The organism is Arthrobacter sp. BK1 (genome assembly GCF_056680055.1).
Genome location: NZ_CM155263.1, coordinates 4,363,381 through 4,380,213, shown reverse-complemented (window position 1 = coordinate 4,380,213; position 16,833 = coordinate 4,363,381). Strand labels below are relative to the sequence as shown.

Here is a 16,833-nt window from a genome sequence, read left to right as displayed (position 1 = left end):
CAGTCATGAAAGCGATCGTCTATGGCGGGCCCGGACAGAAATCCTGGACAGACGTGCCGGATCCGGCCATCAAGAGTCCAAGCGACGCCATCGTCAAAGTGGACACCACGACCATCTGCGGGACGGATCTGCACATTCTCAAAGGCGACGTTCCGGCTGTGCAGGAAGGAAGAATCCTGGGCCACGAAGGCGTGGGAACCGTTACGGAGGTCGGATCATCGGTGACCAGCCTGAGACCCGGTGACCGCGTGATCATTTCCTGCATCAAATCATGCGGCCATTGTGCCAACTGTAAGACCGGGCTCTATTCCCATTGCATGGGTGAGGAGGGAGCCGCCGGCATCGGCTGGGTCTTCGGCCATCTGATCGACGGAACCCAGGCAGAATATGTGCGGGTCCCCTATGCCGAAAACTCCCTGCACCTGTTGCCGGAAGGCGTTTCTGACGAACAGGCGGTGATGCTCTCGGACATCCTCCCGACCGGCTTCGAGATCGGTGTCCAGTATGGGCGGGTAAAGCCCGGCGACACAGTGGCGGTCATTGGCGCAGGCCCGGTGGGGCTCGCAGCAATAGCCACCGCCGGACTTTACGGCGCGGCGACCATCATCGCGGTCGATCTTGACCGGAACCGGTTGGAGAAGTCCCGGGAATTCGGCGCAACAGACACTGTGCTCTCCGGGGACGCCGACTGGAAGGAACAGGTGCTGGCCTTGACCGATGGCCAAGGCGTGGATGTGGCCATCGAGGCCGTGGGCATCCCCGCAACGTTCCGCATGTGCACCGACATCGTCCGGCCCGGCGGGAACGTGGCCAACGTGGGCGTCCACGGAAAGCCCGTGGAACTCCCGGTGCAGGACCTCTGGATCCAGAACATCAACATCAGCATGGGCCTCGTCAATGCCAACACCACACCCATGCTGCTCAAGCTGGTGGCACAGAAGAAGCTGCCCGCGGAAAAGTTCGCAACCCACCACTTCCGCTTCGACGAATTCATGGATGCCTACGACACCTTTGCCCGGGCCGCGGAGACCAACGCTTTGAAGGTGGTCATCTCTCGATGAGAGCCCACATCGTTTACGACTCCGCCTTCGGAAACACCAAAACTGTTGCCGAGGCTGTTGCACAGGCACTGGAAGCCCTTAATGCCACAGCAGTTTCGGTGGCGGACTTCGATCCGGGAAGCCTGGCGGCCGATGACCTCCTGGTGGTGGGCTCCCCCATTAACGGCTGGCGGCCCACGCCCAGGATCACCCAACTGCTGGGGCAGTTGGCCAACGGCAAGCTCAAGGGCATCAACGCGGCGGCTTTCGATACCCGCATCCGCTTCTTCATCCACGGCGATGCAGCCAAGAAGATGACCAAACTGCTCAAAGACGGCGGTGCCCACGTCGTTTCCAGTCCGGCCATGTTCTATGTCAGGGGCACCGAAGGTCCGCTGCGAAGCGGCGAACTGGAGAAAGCAGCCAGCTGGGCAGGAACCCTGGCAGCGGCAGTCCAGCGGAAGGCAACACCATGAAGGCAGCAATAGTGTACGAGTCCCTCTACGGCACCACGCACGCCGTCGCGAATGCGATCGCCGAGGGGCTGAAGGGCGCCGTCGAAGCACAGGTGATGTCGGTCGAAGAGGCGGACCGAACGGACCCCACCAGCACCGATCTCCTGGTGGTGGGAGGGCCGACGCATGTCCACGGCCTGAGCAGGAAGCCGATGTGGGAAGCTGCAGTCCAGGATGCCCTCACGCACCCGGAGAAAGGTCTGGTTCCGGACGCCTCTGCCGAGGGGCCCGGATTGCGGGCATGGTTCGCTTCCCTGGAAAAAGTCAACGGCAAAGCGGCGGCCTTCGACACCCGGCTCGAAGGCAATGAACTCCTCACGGGCCATGCCTCCAAAGGCATCGCGAAACGGCTGCGGAAGCATGGCTTCGAGTTGGTGGCCGAACCTGCCAGCTTCCTCGTGGACGAGGCGAATCAACTGCTGCCAGGGGAACTGGACCGGGCGCGGGAGTGGGGGACGATGCTCGGCTCAGCAGTCTCATCGCAGCCCTGAGGCGAACGGTGGGTACGGAAGCGGCGCCCTATCCGCCCGGGGCGGACGCTCCCGCCGGGTCCGGACTCTCCGCCGACGACGTGCGGGAGCGGACTCTCGCAGGCCTGGCCAACGGAGAGCCTGAGGAGTCCAGCAGGAGTCTGTGGCAGATTTTCCGGGCAAACGTGCTGACCATGTTCAACGCGATCGTCGGCGGCTGCTTTGTGCTGCTGCTACTGCTGGGACAGTGGAAAGACGCACTTTTTGGCTTCGCGGCGGTCAGTAACGCCGTCATTGGCGTGGTCCAGGAGTACCGCGCCAAGAAGCTCCTCGACCGCCTGGCCGTTCTGGATGCCCCGCGGGCCCGCGTGCTCCGCGACGGCCAGGTCCAGGAAATCGCAGTTGCGGACGTGGTCCTGGGTGACATCGCAGTGCTGCAGGCCGGGGACCAGGTGGTCGCGGATGCCGTGATCCTCGACGAGGATGGCCTGGAAATCGACGAGTCGCTCCTTACCGGTGAATCGGAGCCCATAGACAAGAACAAGAGCTCCACAGTGCTGTCCGGTTCAACGGTCACGGCCGGCCAGGGCAGGGCACGGGTAGTGGCCGTAGGCGCCGGCTCATACGCGAGCCGGCTCACCGCCGAAGCCAAACGGTTCTCCCTGGTCAATTCGGAGATCCGCAACGGTATCGGCCGTGTCCTCCGCTGGATCAGCTGGGCGCTCCTGCCCGTCATGGTCATCATCACCAACGGCCAGATGCAGGCAGAAGGCGGCTGGGAGGAAGCTTTCAGAACCGGGGCCTGGGTGGACGCCTTCGTTGGTGCGGTGGCGGGTGCCATCGCGATGATCCCGCTGGGCCTGGTGCTCATGACCAGCGTCGCGTTCGCAGTGGGCGGGGTGCGGCTGGCGCGCCACAACGTGCTGGTGCAGGAGCTCGCGGCTGTGGAGGGGCTCGCCCGCGTGGACGTCCTCTGCATTGACAAGACCGGCACCCTGACGGAGGGCAAGGTCGTCTTGGACGGCGTGCACACTGCCGGCCTGCCGCCTCCGCCAGGCTGGCGGGAGGCGCTTGGATGGTTCGGCGCGGATCCTCATGCCAACGCCACAGCCCGCTGCCTCGCGGGCACCTTCGCGTTCGACGGCGGCCCGGCCCCGGCTGCCGTCGTGCCGTTCTCTTCAGCCAGGAAATGGAGCGCGGCGAGCTTCCCTCCAGCCCATGCTGCGGCGGGGACGTGGGTTCTGGGTGCACCCGAAATGGTGTTCACGGAGGACGGATCGTCACCGGACGGCTCCCCGGCCGGAGCGGTACTCATGGACGCCGGCCGCCTAGCGTCTTCCGGCCTCCGCACCCTTGTCCTGGCCCACACCCGCGAGATCATTCCCGACTGCGAAACGGACGACGTACAGCTTCCGTCCGGGCTTGCTGCCGCCTCGCTTCTGACGTTCCGGGAAAAGGTACGCCCCGATGCGGCGCAAACCCTCGCCTATTTCCGCCAGCAGGGCGTTGCCATAAAGATTCTTTCAGGTGATGACCACCGGACAGTGACTGCCGTGGCACGCGAAGTGGGGCTCGACGTCGGACGCGGCTACGATGCCCGGCACCTGCCGGCAGAAGCTCATCTGCTGGAGCAGACGCTGGCGGACTTTTCCGTGTTCGGCCGGGTTACACCGGCGCAGAAAAAAGAGATGGTGCTGGCCCTGCAGAGGATGGGGCACACGGTCGCCATGACCGGGGATGGGGTTAATGATGCCCTGGCCATCAAGGAAGCCGAGATCGGCATCGCCATGGACACTGCAGCCCCGGCCACCAAGGCTGTGGCCCGGCTGGTGCTCCTGGACGGGCGCTTCGACAGGCTGCCGGCGGTCCTGGCGGAAGGCCGCCAGGTCATCGCCAACATTGAGCGGGTCTCAGTCCTCTTCCTGAGCAAAACCACTTACGCCGTGGTGTTCTCGGTCGTGTTCGGGGCGCTGATGTGGAGTTTTCCTTTCCTGCCGCGGCAGCTCTCCGCCACCGACGGCCTGACCATCGGAATCCCCGCGTTCTTCCTGGCACTGATGAGCAATGCCCGCCGTTATGACCCTGGATTCCTGAAGCGCTCGCTGACAATGGCCGTCCCGGCCGGACTCATCATCGCGACGGCGGTGCTGGCGGTGAACGTCTATTCCGCCGCGGCGGGCGGCTTCAGCGAAACGGCGAACCGCACGGCCTCGGTGCTGACACTCTCACTCGTCGCCCTGAGCGTTCTGGCGGCCATCAGCCGCCCGCTCAGCCGACTTCGGCTGGCCATCATCATGGCCATGTGCGCAGGGCTTGTCCTGTTGCTCACCGTCCCGGCGCTCCAGGATTTTTTCATGCTGGAATGGCCCCCGCCCGGGCTGGCTGCGGCGTCAGTGGCCGCCGCCGTCGTCGCGATGTGCGGTGTAGCTGTCCTGGGCCGGGTCCATGCACGGCGCTACCCGGTGGAACGGCCGGCCTAACGCCATGCGAGTGTGCTAGATCCAGTCAGCCGAGAAATCCTGCGGGGGCCACCACCGCGTCCGCGGCGTGACGGCAAACCTGCGGCCGGAGACTTCCGAAGGGGTTATCTGTACCAGGTGATCCTTGAGGCCGGGCTGCCAGGGTTCGCGGTCTGGACCGCCTTCCCTGAGACTGGCCGGATCGCCGTCGAAGGACCCCGGGGTTCCCTTGACCACAACACTCCACACCTCGGTGGAATAGGCGTTCAGCCCATCGGTTTCGAAGGCCACAGCTGCGCCGCTGAGCAGCGCACGAAGTTTCGTACCTGGAGCTGTGCGGAAAACCACCGTTGTTCCGATGGTCATGAAGTTCACCGGGAAGATCTCCGGAGCAGCGCCGCTGATCACGGCCAACCTGCCGATATACGAGGAATGCAGGTACTTCCAGCACTCGTCGGCTGCAAGGATTTCCGTATGCGACTCAGAAGGGGAGCTGCTCATGCAAGTGATCCTAGCCCCCGCCATGCCCCAACGGCGCCTATGTCGCGTGTGCCAGGGGTGAGGGGACCAAAGCCTCTGGGTGGCTACTGCCGGTGGCCCGACTCTTAAGGGGCGGGGCAAACGTCCCCGGCGGTCGTCATTGTATGGAGGCAAACATGGCTGATTTGATGAAGTGGTTCGACACCCGGCGCTCGCCGGTCGAGCTGATTGAAAGACTGTTCGAGGGCGATACTGCGGCGTCGGGAATCCGGGTCGAAGAGTCTGTTGAAGGCAATACCCTGGTGGTGCGTGCCGAACTGCCCGGGATCGATCCTGACAAGGACGTCAGCGTATCCGTGGTGGACGGCGCTTTGGAGATCAAGGCCGAGCGCAAGGAAAAGACCGAGCAGAAGGACAAGAACAGCTACCGGTCCGAGTTCCGGTACGGTTCGTTCATGCGGCGGGTTGCCTTGCCGGACGGCGTTGACCAAGACAACATCACCGCCTCCTACAGGGACGGTGTGCTCGAAGTCCGGACCACGGTCCCGGAGAAAGCCCAGCAGGCCCCTGCGCGGAAGATCGAGATACAGCGCGACTGATGGCCGTTGCGCCCGCGCCTGATCAGCCGAACAGGACCGCTGCCGCCCGGTAGCGGTCCTCAGGCACGGTCTTGAGCCGGCCCAGCGCGGCAGCGAAGCCGACGTTGACAATGTCCGTCCCGCGGAGGGAGACCATGGTCCCCCACCGCCCGTTGGCGGCAGAGTCCACAGCGGCCAGCCCCAGCCGGGTGGCGAGTACCCTGTCGAAAGCGGTGGGGGCGCCGCCCCGCTGGATGTGGCCCAGGACGGTTGCCCTGGTCTCAACCCCTGTCAGCCGTTGCAGTTCCTGTTCCAGCAGCATGCCGATCCCGCCAAGCCGGGGCCTGCCAAAGGCGTCAAGGCCACGGGGCGAATACGGCGCCACCTGCCCCTCCGGAGCGAAAGCCTCCGCCACCACCACCAGCGGGGCCCGTCCCCGGTCCCGTGCGGATTCAACCCACTCGGCAACCCGCTCCAGCGGGACCCGCTGCTCCGGAATGAGGATGGCGTGGGCGCCGGAAGCCATCCCCGAATGAAGGGCGATCCAACCGGCGTTCCGGCCCATGACCTCTGCGATCATGCAGCGGTGATGCGACTCGCCGGTGGTGCGGAGCCTGTCGATTGCCTCTGTGGCCGTCTGGACGGCTGTGTCGAAACCGAAAGTGAAATCAGTGGCATCGAGATCGTTATCGATGGTCTTGGGGACGCCCACCACTTTGATCTCCTGGCGCGAAAGCTCCTGGGCGGCCGCCAGGGTGCCCTCTCCCCCGATGGCGATCAGCCCGTCAACGCCCAGTGCGCGAAGGCTGTCACGGACGGCGTCAGCCCCGCCCTCCCTGAGGGGATTGGTCCGGGATGTACCGAGCATGGTGCCGCCGAGGCGGGCAATCCCGCGGACAGCGTGCCGCGGCAAAGGGACCACGTCCTGCTCCAACACGCCCCGCCAGCCGTCCCGGAATCCGACGAAATCATGGCCGTGGGAAATAATGCCTCCCAGCACCGCGCCGCGGATCACCGCGTTCAAGCCAGGGCAGTCCCCACCACTGGTGAGAATGCCCAGCCGGCTCACGGTGCGGACTTTTCAGCGGCCTTTACGGCGGCGGCGTTTTCAGCGGCGGCGATGACCGGAACGGTCTTGAGGTACGTGTCCGGATTGAGCGAAATCGAATCAATGCCCTGCGTCACCAGGAATTGTGCGAAGTCGGGGTGATTGCTGGGGCCCTGGCCGCAGATCCCTATCCTGATGCCGGCTTCATGGGCCTTACCGATGACCTGGGCGATCATCGAGGTGACGGCCGCATCCCTTTCATCGAACAGCTCAGCCAGCTGTTCGGAGTCGCGGTCGACGCCGAGGACAAGTTGGGTGAGATCGTTGGAACCAATGGAGAACCCGTCGAAGCGCCGGGCAAACTCCGTGGCGAGGATGACGTTCGAGGGGACTTCGCACATCATGTAGAGCTGGAGCCCCCCAGCCCCGCGGACGAGTCCGTTTTCTGCCATAACCTTGATGACCAGGTCAGCTTCCTGAACGGTCCGGCAGAACGGCACCATCACCACCACGTTGGCGAAACCCAGCCGCTCACGGACCCGTTTCAATGCGCGGCATTCAAGGGCGAACCCTTCCCGGTAGCGCTCGTGGTAGTAGCGGGAAGCCCCCCGGAAGCCCAGCATGGGATTCTCCTCGGCAACCTCGAATGAGCCGCCCCCGATCAAATGGGCGTACTCGTTGCTCTTGAAGTCGCTGAGCCTGACGATCACGGGGTGCGGGTAGTAAGGCGCGGCGATCTTGGCGATGCCGGTGGCAAGGACATCAACGAAGTATTCCTTGAGGTCGTTGTAGCCGTGGGTGAGCTCCGTGATGCGTTCCGCCTCGGCTGGATCCGTGACCCGTTCGGGATGGACCAGCGCCATCGGGTGGATCCGGATGATGTTGCTGATGATGAACTCCATCCGTGCCAGCCCCACACCGGCTGCGGGCAGGCGCCACCATTGGAAAGCCGCCGACGGGCTGGCAATATTGACCATGACGGCGGTCCTGGTCTCCGGCAGCGCCCCAAGGTCAACCTCCTCGACGTCGAAAGCCAGGGTGCCCTCGAAAATTTCCCCGTCTTCACCCCCGGCGCACGAAAGCGTGATGGGCATACCATCCGTCAGGACCGTGGTGCCGTTGCCGGTACCCACAACGGCAGGCACCCCCAGTTCGCGGCTGACAATCGCGGCGTGGCTGGTAGGACCGCCATGATCGGTCACGATCCCGGCGGCGCGCTGCATGATGGGTACCCAATCGGGGTCGGTCATCCGCGTCACCAGGATGGCACCATCCTGGAAATCCTCGATGTCTTTCGCATCCCGGATCACGCAGGCAACTCCGTGGGCAATCGATTCGCCTACAGCAGCACCGGAAGCCAGCAGCCGTCCCGATCCGCGGAGGTGATAGACGCTGAAGACTGACTCGCTGCGCCGCGCCTGGACAGTCTCCGGACGGGCCTGGACCATGAACAGTTCCCCCGTTGAGCCGTCCTTGGCCCACTCCATATCCATCGGCCGCCCGTAGTGCTTCTCCACCGACACTGCCCACCGGGCAAGGGTCACAATCTCAGGGTCTGTAAGGACGAAGGAACGCCGCTCCTGGTCCGCGGTGTCGACGGTCCTGGTCCGTGCATGCCCGCCCCGGCTGTAAACCATCTTCCGTTCCTTGGAGCCCAGCGTCTTCTCGATGATGGGCTCAAACTGCGGGTCCGTCAGCAACGGCTTGAACACCTGATATTTATCGGGATTGATGCTGCCCTGGACCACCGTCTCCCCCAGTCCCCACGCGGCACTGATGAGCACGCTGCGCGGGAACCCGGATTCCGTATCGATGGAAAACATCACCCCGGAAGCGCCCAGGTCCGAACGCACCATCCTTTGGACGCCGATGGACAGTGCCACCTCCAGATGATCAAAACCCTTAATTTCGCGGTAGCTGATGGCCCGGTCGGTAAACAGCGAGGCATAACACCGCCGGCACGCCTCCATCAGCTCCCGTTCGCCTGCGATGTTCAGGAAGGTTTCCTGCTGACCGGCGAAGCTGGCGTCCGGCAGGTCCTCGGCAGTGGCGCTGCTTCGGACGGCCACCGAGGCCGCCGTGCGTCCGGTCCGCGTGGACAGGGCCCGGTAATGTTCCCTGATTGCAGTGGCTATGTCCGGCGGAAACTGCCCTTCGAGAATCAGCTCACGGATGGCTTCGCCTGCCTCGCGCAGCGTTTTCCGCTCCCCGCGGTAGTCATCGATGGCGGCGCGGATTCCCGGTTCCAGTCCGTTGGCAGCGATGTAGGCACGGTAGGCGGAGGCAGTGGTGGCAAAGCCTTCCGGTACGCGGACGCCCGAACCCAGCAGCGAGCGCGTCAGCTCACCGAGCGATGCGTTCTTGCCGCCAACCGAGGGCACGTCGGACATGCCGACGTCTTCGAGCCACACCACGTGAACGTCAGTCAGTGTCATCCGTGCATTCATGGCTCGATCCTCCCGTGCCCGATGCAGCCGAAGCAGAGGCTTAGGTCCTACGGCTTCCGCCCTTCCCCCGCCGCAGTGTCCGCTTGTACAGCCAGTCGGCAGCGAATACGGCAGGTACCGCCAAGGCCGCGACGGCGAAACCCGGCATGGGCGGCGGAAGCTGTCCCAGGACGGAGGACAAAGGGATCACATAGAGGCAGACCGCCAGGGCACCGACTTCCGCCAGCACCGCCCCGAGCAGCAGCCGGTTGGAGAACCAGCCCAGCCGCCACGGCGGCAAGGAAGCGCTGCGGCATGCGAAGGCATTTGCCAGCTGGCCAAGCACTACGGCGGTAAAGGCTGCTCCGGAGGCCGCCATCAGCAGCGCGGAATCATGGGGGTCTCCGCGTGTCCACCCGCCGCCGAACAGCACCGTCGAAAACGCCGCCATAGCCACCGCTGCTTCTACGGGTCCCAGGATGCAGAACACGCGGAACATCAGGGCGCGGTCCATCAGGTGCCGTCTTTCCGGGGGCCGCTTCAGCACTCCCTTGCTGGGGGCTTCGCCGCCAAGTGCGAGCGCAGGAAGCAGGTCCGTGCCGATATCCAGGGCCAGGATCTGAAGTACGCCCAAGGCGAGGGGAAACTGGCCGCCGGACAGGGCCCAGATGACGAACGGCGTCAGTTCGGCCACGTTGTCTGTCAGGTGGTAGGTCAGGAAGCGGCGGATATTCGAGTAGGTTGCCCTGCCTTGTTCTATGGCTGCCACGATCGTGCCGAAGTGGTCGTCCAGGAGTACCAGGTCAGCGGCTTCACGCGCAACGTCAGTTCCGCTGAGTCCCATCGCTACCCCGATGTCGGCTTCCTGCAGCGCGGGACCGTCATTGACGCCGTCGCCCGTCATGGCCACCACGTGGCCGCGGCTCTGCAGGGCCCTGGCCACGCGCAGCTTCTGTTCCGGGGACACCCGGCTCACCACAATGCCGTCCCTGTCGAGCAGGGCGCCGAGGATTTGCTCGTCCTCTGGAAGCTGGAAACCTTCGACCACGGTCTCCGGGGATCCCATCAAACCGATTTCCCTGGCAATGGCGGCGGCTGTGGCCGGATGGTCACCGGTGATCATGCCGACCCGGATCCCGGCTCCGCGGGCAGTACTGATGACCTCGGCGACGTCCGGCCGCGGCGGGTCGTGGAGGGCGATCAGCCCCAGGAGCTCAAGCCCCGCCTCGACGTCCGCTACCGGACCCTCCAGCCACCGCTGCAGTTCACCGGGAAGCGCGCGGGAGGCCACCGCTATGATCCGCAGGCCCTTTGCGGCCATTGCTTCCACTTCCTCGCCCGCCACGACCGCTGCGGAACCCGCGCAGAGCGGCAGGACAGACTCCGGAGCGCCCTTGACGAAGACCGTGCTGCCCACAATCACCGACTCTCGGCGCCGGCGGGGATCAAAGGCGAACCGCCGGGACGGCTTTTCATCCGTCGGTTCTGATCCGGAGAGGCGGCGGGCCAGCACGTCGATGGCAGCCTCCATGGGGTCCCCCTCTGCCTTCCACTCTTCGCCGTGGAGCACAGCCCTGCCCTGCGAAGCTGCCCTGGCCGCGAGCGCCACGCGGGTTGCCGCCGGGATCCCCGGCCCTTCGACGTCGGCCACGGGCCGGTACCCCTCGCCGGTGACCCTCACCAGGCCGTCTGCTGTGAAGACTTCGACGGCGTTCATCCGGTTCTGCGTCAGGGTTCCGGTCTTGTCGGTGCAAATGAACGTGGTGGAGCCCAGGGTTTCCACTGCTTCGAGATTGCGGACCAGCGCGTTCCGCGCCGCCATGCGTTGAGCCCCCATCGCCAGCGAGAGGGTCACCGTTGGCAGAAGCCCCTCGGGGATGAGTGCGACGGCGACGCCGATGGCGAAGAGGAAGGCGTCGCGCCAGGGGATGCCCACCAACAGGGAAACGAGGAAGAAGAACCCGGCCACTGCAAGTGCCACCGCCGCGACGAGGCGGACAATCCGGCGCAGCTCGAGTGCCAGGGGGGTGGGCGGCGACTGCGTCCCGCTGGTCAGCGCGGCGATTCCGGCCAGGCGGGTGTTCCCCCCGGTACGGGACACCACGGCGTCGGCCTCTCCGTTGACAAGGAATGTCCCGCCCCAGGCGCTGTCGCCGTCGGATTTCGCTACGGCTTCACTTTCACCGGTCAGCATGGACTCATCCACTGCGCAGGCGGACGCGCTGGAAAGGACGACGTCGGCGGGCACCCGGTCCCCTGCTGTCAGGACTACCGTGTCCCCCGGGACCAATCCGCTGGTGTGCACCCTCACCAGCCGCCCGTCCCGGCGGACAGAGACGTCAGCCGGAAGCAGCCCCCGGAGCTTTGCCGCTGCGTGCTGTGCCCGTTCCTGCTGGACGTGGGCGAAGATCCCGTTGACGATAACCACCAGGATGATGGCGACACCCAGTTCCGGCATCCCGGCGATGAAGGCCAGTGCCGCCGCGCACCAGAGCATGAGTGCAAAGAAGTGGGTCAGCTCCCCCAGCAGTTTCCGCCAGCGCGGCACCGTCTTGGCGGCCGGGAGAACATTCGGTCCGGTCTCCTGCAACAACGCCGCAGCCCGCTCTGAACTTAACCCCGCGGCCACCGGACCGTGTATCGGTGGGCCCACTGGCTGCGTCATGGCAACTTCAATCCCGGCACGTCCGCGTCCGCACGTCCGCCGAGCGCGAAGCGACGGGTCCCGCCGGCGCCCAACAGCACCTGTTCGGGACCAACCTGTAAGCGGATGGCGGCGGCGTCGCCAGGAGCCGCGGATACGGTCAACGTTCCGTGCTCAAGGTGGACTGTGAGCAGATGGTCCCGGTAACGGACCCGGAATTCCACGTTGGTGATGCCCTTCGGCATTTTCGGGGCGAAAAGGAGAGCGTCCCTGGTGATCCTGAGTCCGGCGAAGCTTCGCTGGACGACGTCGATGGTTCCCGCCATCGCGCCGAGGTGGACACCCGTGTGGGTGGTGCCTCCCTGTGTGTCGTCAAGGTCCGCACTGAGGGCTTCGCGGAAGGTGTTCCACGCCCGCTCCGGATCCCTGGCTGCGAGCACCGACGCGTGGGCAACCCTGCTCAGCGTGGAACCATGGGCTGTGCGTGCAAGGTAGTAGTCAACGGTGCCTGCCAGCTGCTCAGCTGAGACTTCGTAGCCCAGGCGGGCCAGGAACGTGGTCAACTCGTTCTCTCCCAGGACGTACAGCAGCATCAGCACGTCAGCTTGTTTGGCCAGCCTGTACCGGTTGGTGCTGTCCCCTTCGGCTTCGAGGATCAGGTCCAGCCGTTCGATGTTCCGGTAGGTGTTGCGGTAGTGGTCCCAGTCGAGCTCCAGCAGGTCCTCGTAGCCTGCGAACTGGCTGATGATGCCGTCGTGGAATGGCACTGACATTCTTTCGCTGACGCGCTTCCAGCCCTCTATCTCCCCGGGGTCAATGGACAGGCGGTCCTGAAGGTCTTCGAGGTCGTGGCCGGACAGGAGGTTCATGATCTCGCAGGCCTGGGCGCATACCCAGGCTGCCATGACGTTCGTATAGGCGTTGTCATCCAGGCCGGCGCCCGGGTTTGCCGGATAGCCCGTGTGGTATTCATCGGGCCCCATGAGGCCACGCAGATGAAACCTGTCCGTGTCCTGGTCGTGATCAGCCATGGAGGCAACCAGCCGTGCCACTTCAACGATCAGCTCGGCGCCGTGGCGGAGGAGCCATTCCCTGTCCTGAGTGGCGAGAAAATACTGCCAGGCGCTGAAGGCGACAGCCAGCCCCGCATGGCGTTGAAGATGGGAGTAGTCAGGCACCCATCGGCCGGAGCGCCAGTTGAAAAGCAGCCTGGGTGTCTCCTCCCGCCCGTCGCTGCCGCTTTGCCAGGGATAGAGCGCGCCCCGGAACCCGGACGCCACGGCTGCTTCCCGGGCCGCCGGAAGCCGCCGCCACCGGTAGTTGATCAGGGAACGGGCCACCATTGGCATCCGTGACGTCAGCAGGGGCAGGACGAAAAGTTCATCCCAGAAAATGTGGCCCCGGTACCCCTCCCCGTGGAGCCCTCGGGCAGGCACACCGGCGTCCAGTTCCGCTGTATGCGGGCTCAAGGTCTGGAGCAGGTGGAAGACATGGAGGTTCAGGATCAGCTGTACGTGTGGACTGCCGCCCAAATCGATGGCGAACAGATTCAACAGCCTGCCCCAGGCATCCCCATGCTCCGCCAGCATCACGTCAAAGTCCCCGTCGGCGGCATTGAGCACTGACAGGGCGGCCAGCGCCGGGGAGGAAATGGCCAGGTCCCGGGAGGTCACCGTAGCCGCCGTTTTGGTCACCACCACCGGCACGGCATCGGTCAAGTGCAGCTCCCAGGTCCGGCAATACAACCCGGTCTCCTCCACCGGCGCGCCGGGGCCGTGCGCGCCAAGGCCGTGCGCGCCAGGGTCCGGCCACTTGCCGCGTTCCATTCCGGAGATGGCCGTCCGCAATGCGGTGGCGATCCTGATATGGCTTTGGCTCGTTTCCACTTCAATGACCGGAACCGGTTCCGCAGGTGCTGACGCGTTCAACCGGACCAGATGGTGGTGGGACAGGAGCGCCTCCTCCGGCACATTCTCGTTGGTGACGTTGGTGTCCACTCCACTGCTCATCAGCAGGGATCCGCTCCAGCCCAGAGCTGTGAAGGTTGTTTCCAGGGCCATCAGGTGCGGCTGGGCCATCGACACAAACCGGCGCTGGACCGCTGCCAACCGGCGTCCATCAGGTGCCTCCAGCAGGATTTCGCGTTCGAGGGTGGCCTTGCGCATGTCGAGCACCCGGCGTTCGCGGAGGATCCTCAGGCCACCGCCGGACCACCACCCTGCGCCGTCCAGCAGGACGTCCAGGACCAGCCAGTTGGACTGGTTCACCATGTGCTCGTCCTCGGTATCCTGGCCCTGCACCCGGCTGACCAGCCTGTTGTAGACCCCGGCCAGGTACGTCCCCGGGTAATGGACTTCGCTCATTCGGCTCTCGGGAGCAGCGCCGCGGACTGCCACGTACCCGTTACCCAGGGTCGTCAGAGCCTCCCGGTGTCCTTCGTGAGCCGGATCGTAGCCCTCATAGATCAGGCGCCACGGGTCAGTAAGCACACGGCCAAGATCGAGCTGGCTCACATCCGTCAGCACAACGTCGGCACCGGCAGCCTCCAGCTCGGCCCGCCTCTGCGCCCTGTCGATGCCAACCACCAGGCCAAACCCGCCGCGCCGCGCAGCTTCCACACCGGCCACGGCATCCTCGATCACCACGGCCCGGGCGGGAGGAATACCCAGCCGGTGAACTACCTCAAGAAAGAGCGCCGGGTCTGGCTTACCTGGCAGTCCCAACTCCCCGGCGAGCACACCGCCCACCACCAGGTCGAAGGCGTCCGAGAGGCCGGCCGCCGCCAGGACAGCGGCTGCGTTGCGGCTCGATGTTGCCAGTACCACCGGAACCCGTGCTGAGCGCAGTCTGTCCAGGAGTGCCACCGTTCCCGGAAATGCCCTGACACCTTCACGTCCCAGCCGTTGCCTGAAGAGTTGGTCCTTCCGCCTGGCCAGGCCGTGGAGTGACCAGTCCCCGGCCGCATCTGCAGCCGTTCCCTCGGGAAGGGTGATACCGCGGGATCCGAGGAATTCCTCCAGACCCTCCATCCGTGGCCGGCCATCCACGTAACTGACGTAGTCGGCGTGGCTGAAGGGACGGTTTGAGGCCTCGGCCGGGACCCGGGAGTCCACCAGCATTCCGTCAAAGAGTTCCTTCCATGCCTCCTCATGAACCGAGGCCGTGTCGGTCACCACTCCATCCAGATCGAAAATGACTGCGTCAAACGGCGACAGTGCTGCGGAGGCTGTGGGCGAGTGTGCCATGGCTGTTCACCTTCAGCGTGCGGGTGTTGAACCGGTCGGCCGTGGGTGCGCCGCTTGCTGAGCAGATTCGCCCGGGCGTGGCATCAGATTCAGCTTCAGCAGGTGGAACGCGCCGATGACCGCGAAAAACAAGGAGAGACCGAGGGACAGCCAGAACGACTGGACATTGATGGCCAGGCCAAAGAGAGGCTTTGCGAGTTCGCCCAGAGCCAGCGAGAAGATGAGCGTGAATCCGAGGATGTAAAGAGCCGGCAGGAGGAGGAGACCCAGCGGATGTGACCGGTAGCCCAGGAAAGCCAGCAGCAGGAACGCAGGCATGATGAAGCAGAGGTCCAGGATATAGATGGAGTACAAAGAGTCAATCTGGTTTCCCGTGCTCAACAGGGGCACCAGCATGGCGATCCAAAGCGGATAGAAGATGAAGGGCTGAAGGAGCGCCCCGGAGGCAGAAATGATGCGGAGGGTCCGGGGCAGGTTCACTTCGAGGAGATTCCGCTCGAGGTTGGCCCCGGCAGCGATGAGCCCCCAGAAGGCCAGGCCAAAGATTGCCAGGTATACAAGGTAGAAGCCGTTGTAGGTCCGCTCGATGGCGTAGATTCCGTACGCGTAGAAAAGATAGCCAAGCACCCCGAGTGCCACGATCTGGCCCTTGGCCGGTTCGTTTCCACCCGCCAGCGCCACGGCAATCAGCAAGACTGACGCCGCGACGGAAATGATGTCCTGCGAGAAGGCGCCCGGAACCAGGTCCGGCGCAACGACGCCCGCGTAGATCCCGGGGACGGCCACACCCGTGACTGCGGCCACGAGAGCCAGCAGGCCGGTGACCGCCCAAAGGACCCTGTGAAGCCGAAGGTTTCTGAGCACTGGTCTTGGCGCCTTCCTGTCAACGCCAACTCAAGCACCGCACCACTTGCTACGGGCAGAGGCTTTGGTCCCAGACAGCCTGCGCCACGTAGGCTGGTATCCCATGACTCCCGAGACACTGCCGCAACCCCTTTCCGAACACCAGAGGGCCGGCCTGGGCACCGTTCTTGGCGCCGCGGTTGCTGATGCCCTCCTGATCATGGTGTTCGCCGCGATCGGACGGGACGCGCACCAACGCGGCGACATCATTCTGGGGGTGCTTCAGACTGCATGGCCGTTTCTCGCCGGGGCGGCCCTCGGCTGGCTGTCCCTGAGGGTTTGGCGGCGTCCGCTGACGGTGCGCCCTTCGGGGCTGGCCGTATGGATCGGCGCAGTTGCCGGCGGCATGATCCTCAGGGCCATCACGGGGCAGACTGTGGTGATCGCGTTTATCGTTGTTGCCCTGCTCAGCCTGGGACTTCTGCTTGTTGGCTACCGGCTCATCCTGGCCGGCATGCACCGCATTGGCATGGCGCGGGGCCAGCGCTGATGTGAGCCCGCATGTAATAGGCTGGCAAGACCAAACAGTCTTGCCGGGCAAAGCTACGGCCAACAGATCCCGGAAGGATTGACAAGTGATCACCGCATTCGTTCTGATCAAGACCGACGCCGCACGCATCCCGGAAACTGCTGAAGAAATTTCTGCAATCCCTGGCATCAGCGAGGTCTATTCTGTCACCGGAGAATGGGACCTCATTGCGGTTGCCCGCGTGGCACGGCACGAAGACCTGGCTGATGTCATCGCCGACAAACTGTCCAAGGTGCCCGCCGTCGTTCACACCACCACTCACATTGCCTTCCGCGCTTACTCGCAGCACGATCTCGATGCGGCATTTGCGCTGGGTTTCGAACAGTAAGCAGCCGCCCCGCAAAGAGCAGGTACCCCCCCTTTAAAAGTCGGGTACCTCTTGCGCATGCGTCGGAGGCTTCGGGCTCGTATTCTCGTAAATAAGGTGGCACTTCAGGACCGGCTGGGGCCCGAAGCGCTTTGGCGAGCAGATTCCACCCCTTATCTGCCTCGCTTC

The 16,833-nt window shown here is 64.7% G+C and carries 13 protein-coding genes; 7 read left to right on the top strand and 6 right to left on the bottom strand.

What is annotated here, in order from left to right:
- Positions 1 to 5: 5 nt before the first annotated feature.
- Genes AC1MCA_RS20075 through AC1MCA_RS20060 form a run of 4 tightly spaced genes read left to right on the top strand, consistent with a single transcriptional unit; the run spans position 6 to position 4,505 of the window.
- Positions 6 to 1,061, top strand: a complete 1,056-nt coding sequence (locus AC1MCA_RS20075; protein WP_479800101.1) for a zinc-dependent alcohol dehydrogenase family protein — start codon at positions 6 to 8, stop codon at positions 1,059 to 1,061.
- Positions 1,058 to 1,516, top strand: a complete 459-nt coding sequence (locus AC1MCA_RS20070) for a flavodoxin family protein (protein ID WP_479800099.1) — start codon at positions 1,058 to 1,060, stop codon at positions 1,514 to 1,516. The genes AC1MCA_RS20075 and AC1MCA_RS20070 overlap by 4 nt, the downstream gene beginning before the upstream one ends.
- A complete protein-coding gene (locus AC1MCA_RS20065; protein ID WP_479800095.1) occupies positions 1,513 to 2,046 on the top strand; it encodes a flavodoxin family protein in 534 nt (177 codons plus the stop codon). The genes AC1MCA_RS20070 and AC1MCA_RS20065 overlap by 4 nt, the downstream gene beginning before the upstream one ends.
- A gap of 8 nt (positions 2,047 to 2,054) precedes the next feature.
- Positions 2,055 to 4,505, top strand: a complete 2,451-nt coding sequence (locus AC1MCA_RS20060) for an HAD-IC family P-type ATPase (protein ID WP_479800093.1) — start codon at positions 2,055 to 2,057, stop codon at positions 4,503 to 4,505.
- A gap of 15 nt (positions 4,506 to 4,520) precedes the next feature.
- Here AC1MCA_RS20060 and AC1MCA_RS20055 read toward each other — a convergent pair whose 3' ends face one another.
- Positions 4,521 to 4,985, bottom strand: coding sequence for a pyridoxamine 5'-phosphate oxidase family protein (locus tag AC1MCA_RS20055; RefSeq protein WP_479800092.1), 465 nt, complete (start codon positions 4,983 to 4,985; stop codon positions 4,521 to 4,523).
- 155 nt (positions 4,986 to 5,140) lie between these two features.
- Here AC1MCA_RS20055 and AC1MCA_RS20050 point away from each other — a divergent pair, with 155 nt between their 5' ends.
- Positions 5,141 to 5,563, top strand: a complete 423-nt coding sequence (locus AC1MCA_RS20050) for an Hsp20/alpha crystallin family protein (RefSeq protein ID WP_108600565.1) — start codon at positions 5,141 to 5,143, stop codon at positions 5,561 to 5,563.
- Positions 5,564 to 5,585: 22 nt separating this feature from the next.
- Here AC1MCA_RS20050 and AC1MCA_RS20045 read toward each other — a convergent pair whose 3' ends face one another.
- Genes AC1MCA_RS20045 through AC1MCA_RS20025 form a run of 5 tightly spaced genes read right to left on the bottom strand, consistent with a single transcriptional unit; the run spans position 5,586 to position 15,769 of the window.
- Entirely contained in the window at positions 5,586 to 6,611 is a 1,026-nt protein-coding gene (locus tag AC1MCA_RS20045) for an ATP-dependent 6-phosphofructokinase (protein ID WP_479800091.1), read from the bottom strand.
- Positions 6,608 to 9,037, bottom strand: a complete 2,430-nt coding sequence (gene ppsA / locus AC1MCA_RS20040; protein ID WP_479800090.1) for a phosphoenolpyruvate synthase — start codon at positions 9,035 to 9,037, stop codon at positions 6,608 to 6,610. The genes AC1MCA_RS20045 and ppsA overlap by 4 nt, the downstream gene beginning before the upstream one ends.
- Positions 9,038 to 9,077: 40 nt before the next feature.
- Positions 9,078 to 11,681, bottom strand: a complete 2,604-nt coding sequence (locus AC1MCA_RS20035; protein WP_479800088.1) for a cation-translocating P-type ATPase — start codon at positions 11,679 to 11,681, stop codon at positions 9,078 to 9,080.
- On the bottom strand, positions 11,678 to 14,905 hold the full coding sequence (locus tag AC1MCA_RS20030; protein WP_479800086.1) for a beta-phosphoglucomutase family hydrolase: 3,228 nt from the start codon (positions 14,903 to 14,905) through the stop codon (positions 11,678 to 11,680). The genes AC1MCA_RS20035 and AC1MCA_RS20030 overlap by 4 nt, the downstream gene beginning before the upstream one ends.
- Before the next feature lie 12 nt (positions 14,906 to 14,917).
- Complete coding sequence (locus AC1MCA_RS20025) at positions 14,918 to 15,769, bottom strand: hypothetical protein (RefSeq protein ID WP_479800083.1); 852 nt, start codon at positions 15,767 to 15,769, stop codon at positions 14,918 to 14,920.
- A gap of 103 nt (positions 15,770 to 15,872) precedes the next feature.
- Between AC1MCA_RS20025 and AC1MCA_RS20020 the strand changes: the two genes are divergently transcribed.
- Both AC1MCA_RS20020 and AC1MCA_RS20015 read left to right on the top strand, forming a co-directional pair.
- Positions 15,873 to 16,298 (top strand): DUF3054 domain-containing protein, encoded by a 426-nt coding sequence (locus tag AC1MCA_RS20020; protein WP_479800081.1) that lies wholly within the window; start codon positions 15,873 to 15,875, stop codon positions 16,296 to 16,298.
- An 85-nt stretch (positions 16,299 to 16,383) separates the two neighbouring features.
- Positions 16,384 to 16,665, top strand: coding sequence for an Lrp/AsnC family transcriptional regulator (locus tag AC1MCA_RS20015; protein WP_056340053.1), 282 nt, complete (start codon positions 16,384 to 16,386; stop codon positions 16,663 to 16,665).
- Positions 16,666 to 16,833 lie beyond the last annotated feature (168 nt).